Annotated in this window: 16 protein-coding genes, 3 tRNA genes, 3 rRNA genes and 1 pseudogene; 8 read left to right on the top strand and 15 right to left on the bottom strand. The window is 58.2% G+C overall.

From position 1 onward, the window contains the following. The first annotated feature begins 212 nt into the window (after window positions 1-212). Window positions 213-1,139, top strand: a complete 927-nt coding sequence (locus ABCW43_RS24880) for a LysR family transcriptional regulator (RefSeq protein WP_345929450.1) — start codon at window positions 213-215, stop codon at window positions 1,137-1,139. 151 nt (window positions 1,140-1,290) lie between these two features. Here ABCW43_RS24880 and ABCW43_RS24875 read toward each other — a convergent pair whose 3' ends face one another. The 6 genes and pseudogenes from ABCW43_RS24875 to ABCW43_RS24850 all read right to left on the bottom strand — a co-directional run bounded on the left by ABCW43_RS24875 (window position 1,291) and on the right by ABCW43_RS24850 (window position 5,669). Beyond that, entirely contained in the window at window positions 1,291-1,632 is a 342-nt protein-coding gene (locus ABCW43_RS24875) for a hypothetical protein (RefSeq protein WP_345929449.1), read from the bottom strand. Window positions 1,633-1,747: 115 nt separating this feature from the next. Further along, window positions 1,748-2,035: a GNAT family N-acetyltransferase gene (locus ABCW43_RS24870; protein WP_345929447.1), complete on the bottom strand. Its 288-nt coding sequence runs from the start codon at window positions 2,033-2,035 to the stop codon at window positions 1,748-1,750. A 76-nt stretch (window positions 2,036-2,111) separates the two neighbouring features. After that, a pseudogene (locus tag ABCW43_RS24865) lies at window positions 2,112-2,703 on the bottom strand (pirin family protein). Window positions 2,704-2,870: 167 nt separating this feature from the next. Continuing rightward, complete coding sequence (locus ABCW43_RS24860) at window positions 2,871-3,761, bottom strand: LysR family transcriptional regulator (protein WP_345929445.1); 891 nt, start codon at window positions 3,759-3,761, stop codon at window positions 2,871-2,873. A 38-nt stretch (window positions 3,762-3,799) separates the two neighbouring features. Further along, a complete protein-coding gene (locus ABCW43_RS24855) occupies window positions 3,800-4,831 on the bottom strand; it encodes an LLM class flavin-dependent oxidoreductase (protein ID WP_345929443.1) in 1,032 nt (343 codons plus the stop codon). 175 nt (window positions 4,832-5,006) lie between these two features. Beyond that, window positions 5,007-5,669 (bottom strand): hydrolase, encoded by a 663-nt coding sequence (locus ABCW43_RS24850; protein WP_345929441.1) that lies wholly within the window; start codon window positions 5,667-5,669, stop codon window positions 5,007-5,009. Between the two features lie 154 nt (window positions 5,670-5,823). Between ABCW43_RS24850 and ABCW43_RS24845 the strand changes: the two genes are divergently transcribed. Next, the gene (locus tag ABCW43_RS24845) at window positions 5,824-6,717 is read left to right on the top strand and encodes a LysR family transcriptional regulator (protein WP_345929439.1); all 894 of its coding nucleotides are present in this window, start codon (window positions 5,824-5,826) and stop codon (window positions 6,715-6,717) included. Window positions 6,718-7,159: 442 nt separating this feature from the next. Here ABCW43_RS24845 and ABCW43_RS24840 read toward each other — a convergent pair whose 3' ends face one another. After that, window positions 7,160-7,900, bottom strand: coding sequence for an SDR family NAD(P)-dependent oxidoreductase (locus ABCW43_RS24840; RefSeq protein WP_345929437.1), 741 nt, complete (start codon window positions 7,898-7,900; stop codon window positions 7,160-7,162). A 175-nt stretch (window positions 7,901-8,075) separates the two neighbouring features. Between ABCW43_RS24840 and ABCW43_RS24835 the strand changes: the two genes are divergently transcribed. The 3 genes from ABCW43_RS24835 to ABCW43_RS24825 all read left to right on the top strand — a co-directional run bounded on the left by ABCW43_RS24835 (window position 8,076) and on the right by ABCW43_RS24825 (window position 11,970). Continuing rightward, on the top strand, window positions 8,076-8,957 hold the full coding sequence (locus ABCW43_RS24835) for an AraC family transcriptional regulator (RefSeq protein ID WP_345929435.1): 882 nt from the start codon (window positions 8,076-8,078) through the stop codon (window positions 8,955-8,957). 287 nt (window positions 8,958-9,244) lie between these two features. Continuing rightward, window positions 9,245-10,081 carry an alpha/beta fold hydrolase gene (locus ABCW43_RS24830; protein ID WP_345929433.1) on the top strand — a complete coding sequence of 279 codons (837 nt, stop codon included), beginning with the start codon at window positions 9,245-9,247 and terminating at the stop codon, window positions 10,079-10,081. A gap of 323 nt (window positions 10,082-10,404) precedes the next feature. Continuing rightward, on the top strand, window positions 10,405-11,970 hold the full coding sequence (locus tag ABCW43_RS24825) for a methionine--tRNA ligase (protein ID WP_345929431.1): 1,566 nt from the start codon (window positions 10,405-10,407) through the stop codon (window positions 11,968-11,970). A 104-nt stretch (window positions 11,971-12,074) separates the two neighbouring features. Here ABCW43_RS24825 and ABCW43_RS24820 read toward each other — a convergent pair whose 3' ends face one another. Further along, window positions 12,075-12,752: an enoyl-CoA hydratase/isomerase family protein gene (locus tag ABCW43_RS24820; RefSeq protein WP_345929429.1), complete on the bottom strand. Its 678-nt coding sequence runs from the start codon at window positions 12,750-12,752 to the stop codon at window positions 12,075-12,077. 117 nt (window positions 12,753-12,869) lie between these two features. Further along, on the bottom strand, window positions 12,870-13,505 hold the full coding sequence (locus tag ABCW43_RS24815; RefSeq protein WP_445738999.1) for a TetR/AcrR family transcriptional regulator: 636 nt from the start codon (window positions 13,503-13,505) through the stop codon (window positions 12,870-12,872). 94 nt (window positions 13,506-13,599) lie between these two features. Here ABCW43_RS24815 and ABCW43_RS24810 point away from each other — a divergent pair, with 94 nt between their 5' ends. The 3 genes from ABCW43_RS24810 to ABCW43_RS24800 all read left to right on the top strand — a co-directional run bounded on the left by ABCW43_RS24810 (window position 13,600) and on the right by ABCW43_RS24800 (window position 15,382). Further along, window positions 13,600-14,112, top strand: a complete 513-nt coding sequence (locus tag ABCW43_RS24810) for an alpha/beta hydrolase family protein (RefSeq protein WP_345929428.1) — start codon at window positions 13,600-13,602, stop codon at window positions 14,110-14,112. After that, window positions 14,046-14,540, top strand: a complete 495-nt coding sequence (locus tag ABCW43_RS24805; RefSeq protein WP_345929893.1) for a hypothetical protein — start codon at window positions 14,046-14,048, stop codon at window positions 14,538-14,540. Before ABCW43_RS24810 ends, ABCW43_RS24805 begins: the two co-directional genes overlap by 67 nt. A gap of 92 nt (window positions 14,541-14,632) precedes the next feature. Beyond that, entirely contained in the window at window positions 14,633-15,382 is a 750-nt protein-coding gene (locus tag ABCW43_RS24800; protein WP_345929426.1) for an SDR family oxidoreductase, read from the top strand. Window positions 15,383-15,620: 238 nt separating this feature from the next. Here ABCW43_RS24800 and ABCW43_RS24795 read toward each other — a convergent pair. The 6 genes from ABCW43_RS24795 to ABCW43_RS24770 form a co-directional block, all read right to left on the bottom strand. After that, a tRNA-Met gene (locus tag ABCW43_RS24795) sits at window positions 15,621-15,697 on the bottom strand. A gap of 239 nt (window positions 15,698-15,936) precedes the next feature. Continuing rightward, window positions 15,937-16,051, bottom strand: a 5S ribosomal RNA gene (gene rrf / locus ABCW43_RS24790). Between the two features lie 236 nt (window positions 16,052-16,287). Beyond that, a 23S ribosomal RNA gene (locus tag ABCW43_RS24785) occupies window positions 16,288-19,089 on the bottom strand. Between the two features lie 511 nt (window positions 19,090-19,600). Then, window positions 19,601-19,676: transfer RNA gene (locus ABCW43_RS24780), tRNA-Ala, on the bottom strand. 77 nt (window positions 19,677-19,753) lie between these two features. Further along, window positions 19,754-19,830 (bottom strand) — tRNA-Ile (locus ABCW43_RS24775). A gap of 325 nt (window positions 19,831-20,155) precedes the next feature. Further along, window positions 20,156-21,636: ribosomal RNA gene (locus ABCW43_RS24770) — 16S ribosomal RNA — on the bottom strand. The 16S, 23S and 5S rRNA genes sit together here with 3 tRNA genes alongside, the layout of an rRNA operon. Window positions 21,637-22,044 lie beyond the last annotated feature (408 nt).

Here is a 22,044-nt window from a genome sequence, read left to right as displayed (position 1 = left end):
CGGAGCCGGTGCCATGCGAATGCGCGCGATGGGCGAAGACGTGAGTCCAAGCCGTCGCGAAAGGTCATCACTTTTTTGCACGCCGTCGTTGAAGGCCGACTTGTCGGAAGACAAAAACCCTTGTGAAAACGTCCCAGTGGACAGTGCCATTGCAATTTCGGCTACGCTAGGCCATCAAACTGACACACCATGTCGCCAAAAAGGAAACACCAATGGATATTGAGGAATTGCGCACCTTCGTGGAGGTTGCCGACGCAACCGGCCTCACACAGGCAGCGCGCCGGCTCGGCGTTTCCAAATCGCTTGTCAGCCGAAGGCTTGCCCGACTTGAGCAATTCCTGGGCGTTCAATTGCTCGCGCGAACGACGCGCGGCGCTTCCTTGACCGAAGCTGGCGCAACGTTTCGCGAGCACGCAGCAAGAATCTGCAGCGAGTTTGAAGTTGCGAGGGAGGCCACTCTTCCCTCCGGAGATCTTCGCGGCCGGCTACGTGTCGCTGCGCCGCTTTCTTTTGGCCCAACACATTTTGCTCCTATCCTCTCTCAAATGGCGCGCAGGCATCCGCAACTGCAAATCCTTTCTTCCTATACCGATCGTTTCGTCGATCTCGTCGGAGAGGGTTTTGACTGCGCCATTCGGCTTGGCCACCTTCAAGATTCGGTGCTGGTCGCAAAACGTGTCGGATCGATCTTCGGCATCCTCGTGGCAAGTCCTGAATACATAGACGCTCACGGCGCTCCCGTAACACCGGACGACATCGTAGATCATCAAGTCGTCATGCGAGACGACGAGAGGTGGCAATTCATGGACGGCGACAGGATTGTCACGGTGCGTCCCCAGGGACGATTCATAGCTGATAGCGGAGTATCGCTTGTGTCTGCCGCTCTGGACGGTATCGGGATCGGGTACCTGCCGGAACCGCTTGTCGCGGATCATATTTCCTCGGGCGCGCTGGTGCCAATCATGACGCGCCATCCGATTCCGCCAGCCGGTATCTTTGTCGTGAGGCCGCCAGGCCAGCATCCCTCGCGAAAGGTGAGGATACTCACTGAAATGCTCATCGAACGTTTCGGAACCGCGTCCATCAAGGACGGCGCGGCGGGCCTTGGCAAGCAAGACGAACGATCAGCTTGCCTGTAACGTCAGGATTGCAAGGTCGACCGGCTCTCTCCAACTCTGTGGCTTGGCAAAAGAGATCGCTGGCCCTGAGGTCAAATCAAGTTCTCGATCGAACCCTTGCGGTCAGGCGGGCGGGTCTGCGCGATACTGGATGTCGATGAATGATCCATCGCTATTTCGGTGGATAAGGCTCAATGTCCGCGGACCAGTAGTGCTTGGCGATATTCTGGGAATTGCGGATGACGTGGTAGGCAATTTCAGGGTTTCCCCCTTCGAATGTATCCGGGTCTGCACCACACATGAGACAATACATTCTCTGATGAACAACTGCCGCAAAATATTGCGATGCTGGCGCAGCATCTTCCTGGCCGATTGCTCGCATTTCCTCGACCACCCTTTTGGTCGCTTCTTCCAGAGCACAGGAGACCGCGGCAGCAAGAGTCTTGTCGGTGCGACTGATGACCTCGGCGATCTGGCGATCTGCCAAAACTAGATCAGGAGTGTTTTCGGCCATTGTTCATCTCTTCGGCAGTAGCTTGAAGGGCCTGCTTCGCCTCTTGAAACAGATAGGTGTTCTTCCGCATAACATTCCGTATCGCCGGCTCTGGTTCTTTGTTCGGCAGAATTTTTCACTTTCTCAAAACATCCCGCCATTCCGCATGGCGCTCTATCTGCGCTTTCGCGAATGGGCAAAGCGGTATGATCGCGATACCTTCGCGCCGGGCGTCCTCTACCGCCTGCCGGACCAATTGCTCGCCGATTTTTCGACCGCGCAACGCGGCAGGAACATCCGTGTGGTCGATGATGATCAGCTTTTGACCCGCTCGACTGTATGTCATCTCGGCCTCGTGCCCATCAACAACGATCCGGTAGCGCCCCTTGGACCTGCCATCTTCCCGTTCAACCTCTTCGCTCATCGCATTTCCTCCGTGTTTAAGGCGCCGACCCGCCCCATCCTCAGATGGTCTCCAAATTAAAGCCGACTGGCAGAAATCAATCGGGCAACGGAATGTGCTCGTCCCTGTCGTCAACCGGGAGATCGAAACGCCCCTTCCCCCAGTTCTCGGCCCGCCATTCGGCCTTGGCCTCTTCGATACGCTCCTCCGAGGATGCGACGAAATTCCACCAGATATAGCGTGGCCCTGAAAGCGTCGCGCCGCCCAGTGCCATCAGCCTTGCACCTTGGCCGCCTGTGGTGCGGCCCGCTGCGGCCTTCTGGCGTAGTGCGCTCTGAATGCGACACACCCCGCCCCGCGACCATCCAGTTCAGGGCTCCGGGGCGAATGATCTGGTCGGCACCTGTGCTGTCGCGGTGATGGAATTCGCCGCGATAAAGATAGGTGAGGGTGCCGAGGCCAATATGGGGGTGCGGCCGCACATCGATGCCCTGTCCAGTCAGAAATTCCGCAGGCCCGACCTGATCGAAGAAGATGAACGGACCCACCATCTGGCGCTTCGGCGCAGGCAAGGCGCGCCGGACTTCGAAGCCACCGAGATCGCGCGAACGTGGAATGATGAGGGTGTCGATCGCATCCAGGCCGATCTCTTCAGGACAGGCTGGTGCAATGGCGGGATTCCAACTCATGCGTGTTCTCCTCTTCACTCTGCAGGATAGGCGCCGTTCGCCTGCCCTTTCGTTGTGCTGCCCGATCGGCCAAAGCCGCCACCGAGACTAGAAAGCGACGGCACCCGCGGCTAGCTGCGGGAAACGCTACGCTGTGTTGCGGCAAGCGGAACGCGCTGTTTACGGCATCAACTTCCGGCGCCCCAAAGATGCGCGTCAGTCTCAAAGGATTCGATCAGGAACTCCGAAAGGACGCGCACTTTTCGGGACGGATGTGGACCGGGAGGCCGTACGACATAGACCCCGCCGACCGGTAGCGGAAAACGGGTCATGATCGGAACGAGAGCCCCTGACGCGAGATAATCATGGGTGACGCAATCGGGGAGCCAGGCGATGCCGAGCCCCTCGGCGGCTGCGCTCGCAAGCGCCATGCCGTTGTCGGTCCTGAAGCGGCCCTGCGGCTGCACGGTGATGATCTTGTCGCCGTCCATGAATCGCCAGGTCTCCGCACCAACCAAAGCCTGGTAGGACGCGATCTCTTCCGGCGCCTCCGGCGAGCCGTTCAATCTTATATAGTCCGGACTCGCCACCAGCTTGCCGCAAATCTGGCCGACCCGTTTTGCCATGAGATTCGAGTCGCGCAGGGCACCAACACGGATCGCGCAATCGAACCCGTCGACGATCAGGTCGGCGAACCGATCGCTGTAGTCGGCTTGTATCTGAAGCTGCGGGTGGTGGCGCGCCATCTTGGCGAGAACAGGTGCAAAATGTACCGGACCCGATGTCAGCGGAACTGCCACCCGGAAACGTCCACGAAGGTCACCTTCGGGCAGGATCGCCTCGCGCGCGGTGTCGATCTCGGCACAAACCCGTGCTGCATGATCCCGAAACAAGACCCCTGCTTCCGTCAGACCGGCTCCCCGTGTCGTTCGCGCAAGAAGCTGGGTCCCGAGCGCAGCCTCGATCCTGGCGAGCGCGCGGCTGACCATCGACTTGGACACTCCCAGTCGGCGCGCAGCCGAGGTGATCCCCCCTGAATCGGCAACCTCGACGAATACCCGCAGATCTTCGATATCCATTTGGCATTCCTCCGTTGCGACACGGTCGATACCCGGTCCTATCGCGCCGCCCTGATGATCGGAGCTACCTCAGTGCCCAGCAGTTCGATCGACCGCCTCATCGCTTCCGTTTCAAGCGAAGCGGTACTCATCTGAAAGGTCATGCGCGACAGGCCACCAAGCGTTTCGCTAGCCCGCAGCATCTTAGCTGCAACGGTTTTCGGATCGCCGACCAGGAATGCGCCGTCAGGACCCGCCATGATCTCGAACTGCGGTCGCGTCGGTGGCGACCAGCCGCGCTCACGACCGATCTTCGTCGTCAGATGCGCCCATCCGGGAAAGAAGGCATCCTTTGCAGCCCTGTCGGTCTCGCCGACGAAACCCATTGCATGGACTCCCACCTTGAGCTTTTCGGGATCATGCCCGGCGCGTTGACCATTTTCGCGATAGAGATCGACAAGTGGCCGGAAGCGTTCGAAGCTGCCGCCGATGATCGCCACCATCAAGGGAAGGCCAAGTGCACCGGCGCGTGCGAAGGATTCCGGCGAACCGCCGACGCCGATCCAGACCGGTAGCCGCGACTGATGTGGACGCGGAAAGACGCCTTGCCCTTTGAGCTGCGGACGAAAGCGGCCTTCCCAGGTGATATCTCTCGCCTCACCGAGCTTGAGAAACAGGTCGAGCTTTTCGGCGAAGAGCTCGTCATAGTGACGCGTATCAAGGCCGAACAGCGGGTAGGCCTCGATGAAGGATCCGCGGCCGACCACGAGCTCCGCACGACCCTTGGAAATCAGGTCGAGGGTTGCGAATTCCTGGAAAACACGCACCGGATCGGCGGCGCTGAGAACCGTGACCGCACTCGTCAACCGGATGCGGGAGGTGCGGGCCGCGGCCGCGGCCAGAATGACGGCCGGGGCGGAGTCGAGAAACTCGCTGCGGTGATGCTCGCCGATACCGAAGACGTCGAGCCCGACGCGATCTGCGACCACGACCTCCTCGATAAGCTCGGCCATGCGATCGGTCGGTGACGGGAGATTTCCCGTTGCCGGATCAGGAAGGATGGCTGCAAAACTGTCGATACCGATTTCCATGTGAATCCTCACAGATGCATTTAGTCGTTGTCGGCGATAAGCGACGCCTCTTCAGGGTCGAGGAAAGCGGTTGATCGGCATTACAGTTGTTCCTTCAGAAATGGTGGTGATGACGAGGCTCGACTTAGCGCCTTGCAATGGCATTAGGCCGAGAACTCGCCATCTCAGCCGGCTTTTACAGACCGGCCTGACGGGCCGCCTGTACAGGCGTGTTGAGCAGTTGCTGTTCCCACAGGTAGGCGATGCCGCTGCCGCCGGCATGGTCGACGATGACGTCGGTCAGCGCGGCCGCGGTCTCCTCACGAGCCCAATCGCGCTGCCATTCGGCAGCGATCGCGAGCCAGGTCATCATATTGATGCCAGCCCCCATCATCCGCTGGATCGCCACCTGGTGCGCTTCGACTGAAGTCCCACCCGATGCGTCGGTAATCACCGTAACGTCCCAGCCTTCGCCCGCGGCCTGGATTGCCGGCATCGCAACGCAGACTTCGGTCCACAGGCCAGCAATGATCAGCTGCTTGCGGCCGGTAGCCTTCACCATGTCCACCACTTTCGGGTCCTGCCAGGTGTTGATGAATGTGCGGTCGATCACCTCCTGTCCGGGAAAAACATCGGTGAGGTGCTTGAAGAGCAGGCCACCCCGGCCGGCTATCACGCTTGTCAGGATTGTGGGGACGTTGAAAACCTTTGCCGCTTTCGCAAGCGCCGTCGTGTTGTTCACGACCGCCTGCGGATCGTGGCTGTTCACGTTCGCGAGCTGATAGGGCTGATGGTCGATCATGACGAGGACGGAATCTTCGGGACGAAGAAGTGAGTCAAGGCCGTTACGGAAGGTCATGGATAAATTCCTAGGTTCGCGGTTGGTTGAGACACGTTGCTGGAGGGAACAAGCGCCCTCCGAAGCGCCGTCTGCGAAGGGACCTTGTCATTCCCGATTTCGATGCGGTAGTCATCGTTTGTGCCAAACAGTGTCGCGGAACGGGGAACGCAGCATGGACATCGAAGATCTGCGGACGTTTGTGGAGGTTGCGGATGCGGGCGGAGTGACGTCTGCTGCGCTCCGGCTGGGTGTCTCCAAATCAATGGTCAGCCGACGGCTCGTAAGACTTGAGGCTGAGCTGGGCGTCCAGCTGCTTGCAAGGTCGACACGCGGGGCGTCCTTGACGGAAGCGGGCGCCACTTTCCGTGATTATGCGGCCAGGGTCAGCGCCGAGATCGATGTCGCCAGAGACACGATCCTGCCGGCTGGCGAACTGAGCGGTCGCCTGAGAATTGCGGCGCCCCTATCGTTCGGGCCCACCCACTTTGCATCTGTCCTTGCGGACCTGGCATTGCGCCATCCGCAACTGCAGATCCAGACAAGCTATAGCGACCGTTTCGTGGACCTGATTGCGGAAGGGTTTGATTGCGCGATCCGGGTCGGCACGCTTCAGGATTCCAACCTGATTGCAAGACGCGTTGGTCCCCTCTATGGAAAATACGTCGCGAGCCCCGCCTATATCAAAGCCCATGGCTCCCCGGAAACAGCGGAGGAACTCGTCACGCATCAGGCGCTTATGCAGGGGATGGAAACGTGGCAGGTGATGGATGGCGACAAGATCCTGACCATTCGCCCGCAGGGCCGTTTCAAGGCTGACAACGGGGCGGCTCTCGTCGTCGCTGCCGCGGCCGGTTTGGGTATCGCTGCCCTCCCCGATGGCCTCACCCGGGACTATCTCAATTCCGGCACGTTGGTGACGGTCATGAAAAATCATCCGCCACCCCCGGCCGGAATCTATGTCGTTCGTCCGCCGGGACAGCACCCCTCTCGAAAGATCCGCGTCCTGACCGAAATGCTGATCGAGTGTTTCGATGATAGCGGGCAAGGAAACGAACAGCCCATCTAACGGATATAGAGCGGCAGATCGAGACGGTCCCGGAGCTGACGCGCAGGCCGGCGACTATGTCGGCAGATACTTTGAATAGAACGCCGTCAGCCGGTCAATTGCCGGACCCACATATTCCGGTTTGTAATACATGTCGTAATGGCCAGCGCCCTCGACCACGAAAAAGTCCTTCTCGTCGGCAGGTGAAAGATCGAATAGTCTTTGGCGTATTGGCCGGTAGCGCCGCGGCGACCTCCGACCCGACCAGCACGCCGGCTGCGAAATATCCGGGAACCGAGCCGAGGCCTAACCGCCGAAACAGGGGCACCGCGACCACGGCCGCCGCCATCAGGACAATCGCCGGTCCAATCGTAAAGAAGAACGCGAGTTACGCGGCTGGTACGCTATTGGCGAAACGAAGGTTGCCTGATTGCAGGCGAGCAACCACAGCCATCACCAAGGACTACGCGAGAGCACCGCCGTCCACCGTGAGGATGGTGCCGGTAATCTGTCGGGCGGCCGGTGTCGCCAGGAAAGCAACTGCAGCCGCGACATCCTGCGGCTGGTTGAAGCGACCGAGTGCGCTGAGACTGCGCTGGTAGTCGGCGAATTCGCCCGTCTCCGGATTTGATTCCGTGTTTGTCGATCCCGGTTGCACGAGATTGACCGTTATGTCTCGGGGGCCCAATTCGCGCGCGAGGCCGCGGTTAAATGCCTGGAGCGCGCCCTTGGTCATGTAATAGACCGTACCAGGCACCCCGGCTATGCGATCCGCGCCTGCCGATCCGATGGTAATGATGCGCCCGCCTTCCTTGAGGTGAGGGATGGCAGCCTTTGCAGTCAGAACAGGCCCACGCACGTTAACGGCAAGCAGCGCATCGATGTCCTCGATCGTGAAATCTGCAATATTGTTGTATCGCGCGATCGCCGCATTGTTGACGAGAATGTCGAGACCACCCAGTGTGCGGACAGTTTCGTCCACCGACCGCTGGATGGCCGAAGGATTCGCGCTGTCGGCCTGTATCGCGATGGCCTTGCCCCCATTCCCTTCAATAGTCCGGGAAAGTCGCTCCGCGCTGTCGGCGGATCGCTCGTACGTTATCGCAACGTTCGCACCCTTCTCCGACAGAGCAATTGCGATCGCAGCCCCGATGCCACGCGATCCACCGGTGACGAGCGCATTCTTTCCAGCTAGTTCCTGCATGGTCGAACCCTTTCCTATTCCTGTCGCCTTGACGCCGATTGGGAGGCTCATTCCTCGCTACGAGCTGCTCCGGTAGGCTTTCTGTTGAGCCACAAATAGGCAGTTTCGACGCAGGCAACATTCCTGATCTTCCCAGACACTTGCCTGATCCTACCAATCACTACATGCTGACGTGATGTTCGATCCTGTGAAGCCATCGACACTTCTGCTGAAGGCCGTTGCTCCGTTTGTTTCGGCGCATGCGGGTACAGTCGGCGTTCCCACCCCCGTTCCGCGCTTGACGATTTGGACAAGCGCAAGGGCCACGTCGCCCACTCCGGCGGTGTTCGAACCCATGTTCTATGCGGTGTTGCGCGGAACCAAAGTCTTGATCATGGGCGCCAATCGGTTCGAACTGGTCACAGGCGCTTGCGCGGTATCGTCCTTTGGTCTGCCCTACAGCCACCAATTGACCGGCGCTAAGCCCAATTTCCCCTATGTCGGCATCAGCCTTCATCTTGATGCCGATATTTTGACGCGCGCCATGCTCGATATCCCCAAGCGTGAGGACCGTTGGACATGCGCAGTCGCCGCCGGCGGTCTGGACGGACCCGTCGGCGACGCGTTTGCTCGCCTCGTCGGGCTGCTGAACACGCCCGACGATATCGGTGCGCTGGCACCACACTACGAGTTCGAGCTCTATTATCGCCTGCTTCAGAGTTCGATGGGCGATACGCTCCGACAGGTCAGCCAGAGAAACGGCCGTTTCCAGCAACTCAAGGCAGCAGCCGATTGGCTCGCCGTCAATCACAGCGAAGTTGTCAACATTCCTGAGCTGGCAGCGTCATCTCACATGAGCGTTACAAGCTTTCACAGGCATTTCAAGGAAGTTACGGGATTCAGCCCACTTGCCTTTCAACGCCATATTCGCCTGCTTGAGGCGCGAAAGCTTCTTGCCGGCGGGAATACCAATGTGTCGCGCGTCGCATATGAGGTGGGGTATAAGAGCCCGTCGCAGTTCAGCCGCGAGTACAAGAGCATGTTCGGCAGCGCGCCGGTGGCTGATCTGCAGCGATGAACCCAGTTGTTTTCCGCTGACGGAAAAAATCGATTGCTTCGTCGCGCGCCGCCTGCTCGGTCTTCCGTCGGGCGGCTCGAAGCCAATGTCATTAAGTACCTGAGCGGCTTTCACCAACGATGAATTCGGCTCGGGGGTCCCGCTGAATTGACAATGGCGTTCCGCTTTCAGCGACACAGCTTTGCACGAAAGCGGCCTATCGGTTCACGTCTTGAGATGCCATCAAGTCATCGAACGTGCGCGCCGACGAACCTGCCACAATCAAACCATCAGAAGGAGAGCTTACCATGGGCTTCGTGACCACAGACGACGGTGTACAGATTTTCTACAAGGACTGGGGTCCCAAGGATGCGCAGCCAATTGTGTTTCATCATGGCTGGCCTCTGTCATCCGACGACTGGGACGCGCAGATGCTTTTCTTCCTGTCGAAGGGATTTCGCGTGGTCGCGCATGACCGGCGCGGGCACGGTCGTTCGGAGCAGGTTGCCGAAGGTCATGACATCGACCATTACGCGGCCGACGCTTTTGCCGTAACCAGGGCCCTGGACCTGCGGAACGCGGTTCACGTCGGCCACTCCACCGGCGGCGGCGAAGTCGCGCGATATGTGGCACGGCACGGCGAACCGGCCGGTCGTGTGGCCAAGGCTGTTCTGGTCGCCGCCATTCCTCCGCTGATGCTGAAGACCGACAGCAACCCCGAGGGCACACCGATCGAGGTCTTTGACGGCTTCCGTTCGGCGCTGGCCAGCAACCGTGCCCAATTCTTCCGAGACGTTCCCGCCGGTCCGTTCTATGGGTTCAATCGCGACGGTTCGACGGTCCATGAAGGCGTGATCCAGAACTGGTGGCGACAGGGTATGATGGGTAGCGCCAAGGCACATTACGACGGCATCAAGGCGTTTTCGGAAACCGACCAGACAGAGGACCTCAAGGCCATCACCGTACCGACGCTGGTGCTGCACGGCGAGGACGACCAAGTCGTTCCGATTGCAGCGTCGGCTTCGAAGGCGGTCAAACTGCTCAAGAATGGTTTGTTGAAGACCTATCCCGGTTACTCGCACGGCATGTTAACGGTCAACGCAGATGTTCTGAACGAGGATATTCTGGCTTTCATCACCAAATAGCAGCCTCCATCAATTCGGACCACCGCATCCGTTCGCTGACGATCGGCACCTTACGTCGGCGGATGGAAGCGGTGGTCTGTTGCGAACGAACAAACCAGCGACATGATTTGGGAAACGTCCCTCAAATGCGGCCTTGCTCCGGTCGTGACCAGCTGATAGCACTGACAACATGAACAAATGCCTCGCCAACGCCACGATGATGATGCCGCGCTCCTAGCGTGGCGGATTTTGTGCGCTTCTGATGCACCTTAGACCGCCCTTGAGGCGGTTTTTCATTGGCCGATCCGCCTTGAGGGACATTCAACCTTCACAAGGATATCCCGATGAACAGCACGACGACTTACATCACCACCTCGATTCCATACGTCAATGCCGCGCCGCATGTTGGTTTTGCGCTCGAACTCGTGCAGGCCGATGCTTATGCACGCCATTCCCGACTTCTGGGCAAAGACGTCAGGTTTCAGTGCGGTACGGATGACAACAGTCTGAAAAACGTTCGCGCCGCGGAAGCAGCGGGACGTCCGGTGGCCGACTTCGTCGGCGAGAACGCGGACCGCTTCGAAAAGCTGGGCAGGAGCCTTGATATCTCGAACGATGCATTCGTTCGCACATCCACGGATCCAAGACATATTGCCTGCGTTCATTCACTGTGGAACGCTTGCGCCAAGAATGGCGACCTCTATCGAAAGAGTTATGAAGGCTTTTATTGCGTGGGCTGTGAGCAGTTCTACGAGCTTCCGGATCTCGACGACGGCAGATGCCCGGAGCATGGCATCCCGCTTGAGATCGTGAAGGAGGAGAACTGGTTCTTCCGCCTCTCTCGATATGGCGACCGCCTTCGTCATTTGATCGAGGCAGAAGAGCTTGAGGTCGTTCCAATTCACCGTCGTAACGAGATACTCGCCCTGCTTCGGCGCGGACTCGAGGACATCAGTGTGTCGCGAAGTGCTGAACGAGCACGCGGCTGGGGCGTGCCCGTGCCTGGGAGCGACGAAGTTATTTATGTCTGGTTCGATGCTCTGGCGAACTATCTAACAGGCCTTGGTTATGGTTCAGACGAAGCCCTCTTCCGGCGATACTGGGCACACGAAGGCGAACGCACACACTATGTTGGCAAGGGAATTTCCAAGTTTCATGCGATTTACTGGCCGGCGATACTCCTGTCTGCCGGAGTGCCGCTCCCGTCCTCGATCTTCGTTCATGGCTACCTAACTCTAGACGGGCGAAAGATCGGAAAATCGGCCGGCAACGGCGTCGATCCACATGGCCTCGTGCAATACTATAAGACGCCGGACGCACTGCGCTATTACTTGCTACGCCACATTCGTTCCGCTGAGGATGGGGATTTCTCTGAAGAACGGCTGGAGGCCGCATGGTCTGGTGAGCTTGGCGGGCAGCTTGGAAATCTTCTCAATCGGGTTCTCACGGTGCTGGCGTCATCCTTTTCCGGTGTGACACCAGCGGTTCCCGACAGTGCCCTTGTTCGCGAAGCAGCGCGCCTTCCCGAAAAAATCCTGGATGCCTTCGATAACTACGAACTTCACGTTGGCCTGACAGAAATCTTTTCCTATCTAGGGTCCGCGAACAGGGAGTTTACGCGGAAAGCGCCCTGGTCTGATGCCAAGGCCTTGCTCGGCGAGCTCGACGAAACGGAACGACGATTAATTTCCGATCGTCTTGGGGCGGCTCTGGCGGAGCAGGTCTACGGGCTCGCCATCGTCGCTCGATGTTTGCTCCCGTTCTTACCGGAATCTGCTTCCAGATTGCATACGAAACTCGGAATATCGTGCCCGGCGCGATATGATGTGCCACTCGCCGTTAGCGGAATGGAGACATCATCTGGAGAGATTCTCTTCCCGCGGCAGAAAGTGGTGCGAACGCGATCATGATTTAGCGTCGGCGCTTTCAGTAACGCAGGCGTGCCATCCAAAGACCGAAACCGCCACGCAATAGCTCGCCGCAGCGGTTTCGCTGTTCTCTCGTCAGTCAGACCTCACACCTTCAATCTACGGAGCAAGCCTTCCAAATTTCTCTCACCCTCCCTGGTTTGCGCTCCTGTTTTCAGTCCGCCCCGGATGAGCTTTTCGGCAGCAGGGAGTTCGAACAATCCTGCCCAGGCCTCATGCTCGCGCCTAAAGCCATCCCGCAGGTCTTTGAGAGGCAACGCCCTTTTGGCCGCGGCGATAACGCCTTCGGGCAAGGCGGCGATGTTGCACGCCAGCCGATCGACGAAACCGTCGAGCTCTGAAGCCGGCAGCACCCGGTTGATCCAACCGTAGCTCTCCGCCGTCGTCGCATCGACGAGATCGGCGCCGAGGATCACTTCAAGAGCCCGGCCGCGCGTCATCCGGCTGGACAGATACTGGGTAGCCCCGCCGCCCGGCGTGATGCCCATCAACGCCTCGCATTGGGCAAGCCCTGCCCGACCCTCGGCGGCAAATGCCATGTCAGCTGCCGCGACGAACTCCGCTCCGCCGCCGCGCGCCAGCCCGGCGAGCTTGACGATCGTCACCTGCGGCTGCTCCCGCAGGAGCTCGCCGAACGCCTGGAACGGGTTGAGGCCTTCCGGAGCCTCACGGGCAATCTCGTCGAAGGCGTGAGGGCGCCAAAAGACCGCGACAGCCGGTTTGCGTACAGCGAAGGCGGGCGAGACTACGACGGAAGAAGGCAAACCATCAAGCCACTCAGCCGTTTTCGGAAACTCGCCCGAGACCCGCGGTGAGCGGCTTGGACCTCAGCACCGACAGGCTCCGCGATCTGGCGATCCTGACCAAGGTAGCAGTCGCGGCTATTTCGGATTCGCCGCGCCATAGCGCAGGCCATCCAGCAGCAGCATGAGCATTCGTTCGGTGTGCGCCGGCCCATCTTCCCCGGAAGCCACGGCGAGGTTCCCGATCGCGCGCAGCAGATCGTAGGGAGCGACGTCGGCACGGACTTCCCCTGCATCCGCAGCGGCATTCAGCAGCATCGACAGAGCCGGTTCAAATCGGCTTCGGAAATATTCCGGCAAGGTGGCGAATGCCGGATCGCCGGAATGGAGCGCGGCGGCCAAACCCTGCTTGGTGGACAGGAAGCGCGTGTAGCGCATCAGCCAGGCTGCCAGCGCATCGGCCGGTCCGCGCTCAGCGGCAAGCGGCCCTGCCGCATCGGCGCAGGCATCGACCTCGCGGCGGAACACCGCTGCCACCAGGTCGGCACGGTTCGGGAAACGGCGATAGAGCGTACCCAGCCCGACACCCGCTTGTGTCGCGATCTCCCGGATGGGCGCATCAACCCCCGAACGGGCGAACACGATTTTGGCGGCTTCCAAAATTGCTTCCTCGTTCCTGCGAGCATCGGCACGCATGCGCCGTGCGGGCGCTTCGGCATCGCCAGGGCTCGGCGACGCGGCCTCGACTGCATTCCGGAACTTGGTCGACAACATTTTCCGGGACCCTTCTTGCTAAACGGATCAGCGATCCGTATTTATAGCATAACGGATCACCGATCCGTTTGCTAGTTCGAAGGTTCGCAGTCCTATGTCCAGTTCTTGCGCTGAAGCCTGCGCGCATGTCGCCGGCTTACCCGCCATTGTCTCCATCGCTCCCATTACCTTGCCGTCCCCTGAACGAGGCGTTGACCTGCATGTCCGGGTTTCCTTACCGATCGCAGGCGACGCGCTGCCCGTCATCATCTTCTCGCACGGCAACGGCCAGTCGCTTTACGCCTATGGCCCCCTCGCCGATTATTGGGCGGCACACGGCTTTGTCGTGATCCAGCCGACGCATCTGGATTCGCGGATGCTCGGTCTTGCCCCCGACGATCCTCGCCGCCCGCAACTCTGGCGCTTCCGCGAGGAAGACCTTGCGGCCGTCCTCGACGGGCTCGATCGCATCGAGAGCGAGGCACCGATGATCCGGGAAGGCTCGATCGTTCGCGCATCGCGGTTGCCGGTCATTCGTGGGGCGGGCAGACCGCCAGTACCTTGCTTGGCGCCACCCATCCCGATCCCGACGGCGGATCGGCGGTCAACAGGAAGGACAACCGGGTAAAGGCGGGCGTATTACTGGCGGTGCCAGGCGGTGGGGGCAAGTACCTGAGCCAACGTGCAGCCCAGGCCTTCCCGTTCATGCACGCTGACTTCTCGACCATGACGGCGCCGAACCTTATTGTGGCGGGTGATCGCGATCAGGGCGGTCTGACCGTGCGTGGGCCGGACTGGTGGCGTGATGCCTACGATCTGAGCCCTTCGCCAAAGGCGCTGTTCACGGCCTTTGGTGGCGAACATTCTCTTGGCGGTATCCCCGGTTACGAGGCGCGCGAGACGACGGACGAACGGCCCCAGCGTGTCGCCGCGATTCAGCGTCTTTCAACCTCCTTCCTCCGCAGCGCGCTCTATCCCGGCGATCCCGCATTTTCGGATACGGTCGCGACGCTGGCAGCCGATGCTACGTCGGAAGGCGACGTCGAGACAAAGTAGGTCGCCGGACGCGCCTGTTCCGGCCCCCTCGTAAAACCCGTCCGACCCCTCCCACGGCCGCGCTATACCATCACCACAAACAGGAGTTTCACATGAACACCATCCTCATCACCGGCTGTTCGTCCGGCTTCGGGCTTGAGATCGCCCGCTATTTCCTCGATCACGACTGGACGGTTATTGCCACGATGCGCACGCCTCGTGGGGATATGCTGCCCGCATCCGAACGTCTGCGCGTCATCGCGCTCGATGTGACCGATGCTGCCAGCATCACCCGTGCTCTGGACGAAGCAGGACCGATCGATGCCCTCGTCAACAATGCGGGTGCCGGTCTCCTGGGTGCGCTGGAAGGCGTTTCGATCGACGCAACACGCCAGCTTTTCGAGCTGAACACCTTCGGCACCATGGCGATGTCGCAAGCCGTATTGCCCGGCTTACGTGCGCAAGGGACAGGCGTGATCGTCAACGTGTCGTCTGCCGTGACGCTCAAGCCGTTGCCGATGCTGTCCGCCTACACGGCCAGCAAGGCCGCCGTGGAGGCGTTCAGCGAAAACCTCGCGTTAGAGGTGGAGCCGTTCGGGGTACGTGTGCGGCTGGTCATCCCCGGGCGGGCGCCGGAAACGTCTTTTAGCGTGGCCGCCCGCGATCGCTCGCAGAACGGCATACCCGAAGCCTATGCCGGCTGGGCGAAACAGGTGTTCTCCGCAACGCCACCGCAGCCGGTCGAAATCACAACTGCGAACGACGTGGCAAAAGCGGTATGGCGGGCCGTGACCGATGCCTCTTCGCCGTTTCGCATCCCGGCAGGCGCGGATGCCGTAAAGCTTGCCGCACAGGTCGCATAACGGCTTGCTTCAGCCCCTTCACCGGCCGGATCGTTCAATGAGATCCGGCCCTTCCCCATCGGAAAAGTCGAATAAGCCGATCTGTTCCGTCATCCCAATTTCACTCGCTTCCAAGAGACCCTGAGCGATGACAAGTAGCCGGGCGTTTCGGGCGATCTGAGGGTGATGCGTTCGAGCCTCCAAACGCACGAAAGCCCTCGGGTGAGGAGGGCTTTCGTGTTGATGATTATGTAAGATTTGGTTGCGGGGGCAGGATTTGAACCTGCGGCCTTCAGGTTATGAGCCTGACGAGCTACCGGGCTGCTCCACCCCGCGTTAAGCGCAAACCTCTTTGAGGTTTGTCGCGGCTCCGCCGTCGCGACGCGATGGCGGACTGTGCCGGAGCAAATTGCCGAAGGCGATTTGTCTCCTGTGAGGGACGCAGGGGAAAGTTTCCAGTGCGGCTTGCCTCGTATTTCGGTATTGAACGGCAAAAGGGCCGCTTTTGGGCGGCCCTTGGTTTCGGCCAGGGGCCGTTTGTTTTCGTGAATGAGAAGATATGTTGCGTTTAGCAGACCTGGCAGCGACCTACTCTCCCGCGTCTTGAGACGGAGTACCATTGGCGCAGGGGCGTTTCACGGCCGTGTTCGGAATGGGAACGGGTGCGGCCGCCCCGCAATAACCACCAGGTCAGCGAAGCGCAACATTGTGAGAAGCTGGTGAAGTTTTCACTTCGTTTTTAGTCTTTGAACACGTCTTTAAACCTTTCCAGACCCGATGAGCGCTTTGGGCACCCATGCAGGCCAGAGGCCGTCGCGCCATGTGGCGCGGGCCGTCCGCAGGCAGCAAACCAAAGGTTTGCGTACGCCGTCAGGACAAAGGTCTTAGGCACATCGAACTTCGTTCGATGAGCATAATCAATGAGAACGATCAAGCCAATCGGGCTATTAGTACCGGTAAGCTTCATGCATTGCTGCACGTCCACACCCGGCCTATCAACGTGGTCGTCTTCCACGGCCCTGATAGGGAACACTCGTTTTCAGGTTGGTTTCCCGCTTAGATGCCTTCAGCGGTTATCCATTCCATATATAGCTACCCTGCTATGCCCTTGGCAGGACAACAGGTCCACCAGAGATATGTCCATCCCGGTCCTCTCGTACTAGGGACAGATCCTGTCAATATTCCTACACCCACGGCAGATAGGGACCGAACTGTCTCACGACGTTCTGAACCCAGCTCACGTACCGCTTTAATTGGCGAACAGCCAAACCCTTGGGACCTGCTCCAGCCCCAGGATGCGATGAGCCGACATCGAGGTGCCAAACAACCCCGTCGATATGGACTCTTGGGGGTCATCAGCCTGTTATCCCCGGCGTACCTTTTATCCGTTGAGCGATGGCCCTTCCACGCGGGACCACCGGATCACTATGACCGACTTTCGTCTCTGCTCGACTTGTCAGTCTCGCAGTCAGGCGGGCTTATGCCATTGCACTCGACGACCGATTTCCGACCGGTCTGAGCCCACCATCGCGCGCCTCCGTTACTCTTTCGGAGGCGACCGCCCCAGTCAAACTACCCACCATACACTGTCCCGGATCCGGATGACGGACCGCGGTTAGACATCCATGACGATAAGGGTGGTATTTCAAGGATGGCTCCACGAAGACTGGCGTCCCCGCTTCAAAGCCTACCACCTATCCTACACATGCCGACACGAATGCCAGTGTAAAGCTATAGTAAAGGTGCACGGGGTCTTTCCGTCTAACCGCAGGAACCCCGCATCTTCACGGGGAATTCAATTTCACTGAGTCTATGTTGGAGACAGCGGGGAAGTCGTTACGCCATTCGTGCAGGTCGGAACTTACCCGACAAGGAATTTCGCTACCTTAGGACCGTTATAGTTACGGCCGCCGTTTACTGGGGCTTCGATTCAAAGCTTGCACCTCTCCTCTTAACCTTCCAGCACCGGGCAGGCGTCAGACCCTATACGTCGTCTTTAGACTTCGCAGAGCCCTGTGTTTTTGATAAACAGTCGCTACCCCCTGGTCTGTGCCACCCCATTATGGTTGCCCAAAATGGGGTCACGCTTCTTCCGAAGTTACGCGTGCAATTTGCCGAGTTCCTTCAACATAGTTCTCTCAAGCGCCTTGGTATACTCTACCTGACCACCTGTGTCGGTTTCGGGTACGGTCTATAATGGTGGAGCTATTTCCTGGAACCGCCCCACTGCCCAACCAATCCAATAAGGTTGAACAATTTTTGCGATCCGTCACTACCACCAGGCCCACGAATATTAACGTGGTTCCCATCACCTACGCATTTCTGCCTCGGCTTAGGGGCCGGCTAACCCTGCTCAGATTAACTTTAAGCAGGAACCCTTGGTCTTTCGGCGAGAGGGTCTCTCACCCTCTTTATCGTTACTCATGTCAACATTCGCACTTCCGATACCTCCAGAGGCCCTCACGGGTCCTCCTTCACAGGCTTACGGAACGCTCCGCTACCACACGTGACAAGTCACGTATCCTCAGCTTCGGTGCATGGCTTTAGCCCCGTTACATTTTCGGCGCAAAGACCCTTAATTAGACCAGTGAGCTGTTACGCTTTCTTTAAATGATGGCTGCTTCTAAGCCAACATCCTGGTTGTTTTGGGATCCTCACATCCTTTCCCACTTAGCCATGACTTGGGGACCTTAGCTGGAGGTCAGGGTTGTTTCCCTTTTCACGACGGACGTTAGCACCCGCCGTGTGTCTGCCGATTAGTACTCCCGGGTATTCGGAGTTTGGTTAGGATCAGTAAGACGGTGAGTCCCCATAGCCCATCCAGTGCTCTACCCCCCGGGGTATTCGATCGACGCACTACCTAAATAGTTTTCGCGGAGAACCAGCTATTTCCGAGTTTGATTGGCCTTTCACCCCTAGCCACAAGTCATCCCAATCTATTGCAACAGATGCGGGTTCGGTCCTCCAGTTGGTGTTACCCAACCTTCAACCTGCTCATGGCTAGATCACTCGGTTTCGGGTCTAATGCAACTAACTGAACGCCCTGTTCAGACTCGCTTTCGCTGCGCCTACACCTACCGGCTTAAGCTTGCTAGTTACACTAAGTCGTTGACCCATTATACAAAAGGTACGCCGTCAGGGTTGCCCCCTCCGACTGTTTGTAGGCATCCGGTTTCAGGTTCTATTTCACTCCCCTTGTCGGGGTGCTTTTCACCTTTCCCTCACGGTACTTGTTCGCTATCGGTCATGCACGAGTACTTAGGCTTGGAGAGTGGTCTCCCCATGTTCAGACAGGATTTCACGTGTCCCGCCCTACTCTAGGACAATCAGTGTTCTACGCCTACGGGGCTATCACCCGCTGCGGCCGCCTTTTCCAAAGCGTTCGGCTTTATTCCTGATTGCCACTGGCCTGGTCCGCGTTCGCTCGCCACTACTTGCGGAGTCTCGGTTGATGTCCTTTCCTTCGGGTACTTAGATGTTTCAGTTCCCCGAGTTCGCTTCTTACCCCTATTTTATTCGAAGGTAAGATACCTTTTAACAATACCTAGAAACCTAAACCGATCCGAAGATCGGCTTAAACTTTCTAGGTATCTAAGGTGGGTTGCCCCATTCGGAGATCCATGGATCAAAGCTCATTCGCAGCTCCCCACGGCTTATCGCAGCGTATCACGTCCTTCTTCGCCTGTGCATGCCAAGGCATCCACCAAATGCCCTTACGACACTTAATCGTTCTCATTGCCAATGCTCATCAATATAGCCACCCATCAGGCTTTCAGACCCAATGCGCGACGGACCGGTTACCTTTTACAACCAGCCCTTCTCATGATGCCATCGACGTGTTCGACAGGCCTGCTTGATTGGGGTCACGCCGAGCGACCCGCTTGCAAACCTGTCTTTAAGACCAGCTTCTCGAGATTAAATCCGGGTCCGCGCGGTTAGCAAACGGACATCAGCAAGTCGTCAGAGATGCTCAAACCCGAAGGTCAGAACACCAACAACGACCGACCAGAGTGACAAGCTTCCTACCTCTTCCGGCCCCTCTTTCGTATCCGGCCGGCTAGGCCATCCACGACGTCATTGGAACCGGCCTCGGACATGGGCCTAAACCCATACCTGGAAGCCTCCAGATCAATCTTCTCTTCACGATTTTTGCAGAACAGGCAGCACTTCATCGAAGTGATGCAAACTTTTATTTCTTCAAAGGATATGTTTCGCGCTCGCATCGACACCAAAGTGAATTGGTGGAGCTGAGCGGGATCGAACCGCTGACCCCCTGCTTGCAAAGCAGGTGCTCTCCCAGCTGAGCTACAGCCCCAACCATCACAAACACCTGACGAAACAAACGCCAGGATCAGGCAAACCATCAAACAAACCACATTGGCGAACCAAAAATGGTGGGCCCGGGTAGACTCGAACTACCGACCCCACGCTTATCAAGCGTGTGCTCTAACCAACTGAGCTACGGGCCCATCTCGCCAGGCTCGAAAGCCCAAACGTAAACCGCCCATACAAGCTCAGCGAGCCGTCGCCGGTCGTCCGGCGCCCTCGCGGAGCACAGCCCGAAGGGCGGTACGTGCGTGAGCGCAAACCAATGGTTCATATCCTTTTGAAGAAAGAGAAACGTAGTCGGCGGGTTCGCCATACCATCCGATACCCGAAGGTATTCCGTGGCGTATTGCGTTTCGATGGTCACCTGACTGGTGCCATCTATTGTTCTAAAAAGCACGGGAAGGTTCATCCTGAGTTGATCCGAAGATCAGGTCAGGCGTCTTACCAATTCCACAGCTTCCTTAGAAAGGAGGTGATCCAGCCGCAGGTTCCCCTACGGCTACCTTGTTACGACTTCACCCCAGTCGCTGACCCTACCGTGGTTAGCTGCCTCCTTGCGGTTAGCGCACTACCTTCGGGTAAAACCAACTCCCATGGTGTGACGGGCGGTGTGTACAAGGCCCGGGAACGTATTCACCGCGGCGTGCTGATCCGCGATTACTAGCGATTCCAACTTCATGCACTCGAGTTGCAGAGTGCAATCCGAACTGAGATGGCTTTTGGAGATTAGCTCGGGATCGCTCCTTCGCTGCCCACTGTCACCACCATTGTAGCACGTGTGTAGCCCAGCCCGTAAGGGCCATGAGGACTTGACGTCATCCCCACCTTCCTCTCGGCTTATCACCGGCAGTCCCCTTAGAGTGCCCAACTGAATGCTGGCAACTAAGGGCGAGGGTTGCGCTCGTTGCGGGACTTAACCCAACATCTCACGACACGAGCTGACGACAGCCATGCAGCACCTGTGTCCCGGTCCCCGAAGGGAAAACCACATCTCTGTGGCGAGCCGGGCATGTCAAGGGCTGGTAAGGTTCTGCGCGTTGCTTCGAATTAAACCACATGCTCCACCGCTTGTGCGGGCCCCCGTCAATTCCTTTGAGTTTTAATCTTGCGACCGTACTCCCCAGGCGGAATGTTTAATGCGTTAGCTGCGCCACCGACAAGTAAACTTGCCGACGGCTAACATTCATCGTTTACGGCGTGGACTACCAGGGTATCTAATCCTGTTTGCTCCCCACGCTTTCGCACCTCAGCGTCAGTAATGGACCAGTAAGCCGCCTTCGCCACTGGTGTTCCTGCGAATATCTACGAATTTCACCTCTACACTCGCAATTCCACTTACCTCTTCCATACTCAAGATACCCAGTATCAAAGGCAGTTCCAGAGTTGAGCTCTGGGATTTCACCCCTGACTTAAATATCCGCCTACGTGCGCTTTACGCCCAGTAATTCCGAACAACGCTAGCCCCCTTCGTATTACCGCGGCTGCTGGCACGAAGTTAGCCGGGGCTTCTTCTCCGGATACCGTCATTATCTTCTCCGGTGAAAGAGCTTTACAATCCTAAGACCTTCATCACTCACGCGGCATGGCTGGATCAGGCTTGCGCCCATTGTCCAATATTCCCCACTGCTGCCTCCCGTAGGAGTTTGGGCCGTGTCTCAGTCCCAATGTGGCTGATCATCCTCTCAGACCAGCTATGGATCGTCGCCTTGGTAGGCCTTTACCCCACCAACTAGCTAATCCAACGCGGGCTCATCCATCCCCGATAAATCTTTCCCCCGAAGGGCGTATACGGTATTAGCTCCAGTTTCCCGGAGTTGTTCCGTAGGGATGGGTAGATTCCCACGCGTTACTCACCCGTCTGCCGCTCCCCTTGCGGGGCGCTCGACTTGCATGTGTTAAGCCTGCCGCCAGCGTTCGTTCTGAGCCAGGATCAAACTCTCAAGTTGAGAATCCAATCCGACTAATCACTCTTGTTCTGAATCGACGAGAACTCACTATGATCTTAAACCGCATCACTGCGCCAAAAAACCAGGTGTTCTCTTGTTCAAAACGTGACCGTCATTTGTCTTCCTATGAGCAAAGCCCGAAAGCTTCACCCGCGAAAACCGCCGACCACGTTTCTCTTTCTTCTCATCTTCAATTGTCAAATAACCGACGCTTCAAAACCAAAAGGCCAAACCGTCAAAACTTCCCGAACAGCACTGCTTTCAGAGACCAAACCGTAACCCGGTCCCAACCAGCATGCGCCAATCAATCAGTGATTTCTTTAGAACGAAAGTCGTCGTCGCCAGCAGCGCCGCCGCCCTCGTTCAGTGAGCGGGTTATAGTGCCCACCACCATTTGAAGTCAACAGC

This window comes from Neorhizobium tunisiense (genome assembly GCF_039631515.1).
Lineage (GTDB): Bacteria > Pseudomonadota > Alphaproteobacteria > Rhizobiales > Rhizobiaceae > Neorhizobium.
Note: the sequence above shows the minus strand (reverse complement) of the source record. Positions and strands in the feature narration are given on the sequence as shown.

Bases quoted from the DNA above. Each gene is read 5' to 3' on its own strand.
- ABCW43_RS24850 (WP_345929441.1), bottom strand. From the start codon at position 5,669: ATGACCTTCCGTAACGGCCTTGACTCACTTCTTCGTCCCGAAGATTCC.
- ABCW43_RS24845 (WP_345929439.1), top strand. From the start codon at position 5,824: ATGGACATCGAAGATCTGCGGACGTTTGTGGAGGTTGCGGATGCGGGC.
- ABCW43_RS24800 (WP_345929426.1), top strand. From the start codon at position 14,633: ATGAACACCATCCTCATCACCGGCTGTTCGTCCGGCTTCGGGCTTGAG.
- ABCW43_RS24830 (WP_345929433.1), top strand. From the start codon at position 9,245: ATGGGCTTCGTGACCACAGACGACGGTGTACAGATTTTCTACAAGGAC.
- ABCW43_RS24870 (WP_345929447.1), bottom strand. From the start codon at position 2,035: ATGAGCGAAGAGGTTGAACGGGAAGATGGCAGGTCCAAGGGGCGCTAC.
- ABCW43_RS24815 (WP_445738999.1), bottom strand. From the start codon at position 13,505: ATGTTGTCGACCAAGTTCCGGAATGCAGTCGAGGCCGCGTCGCCGAGC.
- ABCW43_RS24840 (WP_345929437.1), bottom strand. From the start codon at position 7,900: ATGCAGGAACTAGCTGGAAAGAATGCGCTCGTCACCGGTGGATCGCGT.
- ABCW43_RS24810 (WP_345929428.1), top strand. From the start codon at position 13,600: ATGTCCAGTTCTTGCGCTGAAGCCTGCGCGCATGTCGCCGGCTTACCC.
- ABCW43_RS24860 (WP_345929445.1), bottom strand. From the start codon at position 3,761: ATGGATATCGAAGATCTGCGGGTATTCGTCGAGGTTGCCGATTCAGGG.
- ABCW43_RS24875 (WP_345929449.1), bottom strand. From the start codon at position 1,632: ATGGCCGAAAACACTCCTGATCTAGTTTTGGCAGATCGCCAGATCGCC.
- ABCW43_RS24855 (WP_345929443.1), bottom strand. From the start codon at position 4,831: ATGGAAATCGGTATCGACAGTTTTGCAGCCATCCTTCCTGATCCGGCA.
- ABCW43_RS24835 (WP_345929435.1), top strand. From the start codon at position 8,076: ATGTTCGATCCTGTGAAGCCATCGACACTTCTGCTGAAGGCCGTTGCT.
- ABCW43_RS24825 (WP_345929431.1), top strand. From the start codon at position 10,405: ATGAACAGCACGACGACTTACATCACCACCTCGATTCCATACGTCAAT.
- ABCW43_RS24880 (WP_345929450.1), top strand. From the start codon at position 213: ATGGATATTGAGGAATTGCGCACCTTCGTGGAGGTTGCCGACGCAACC.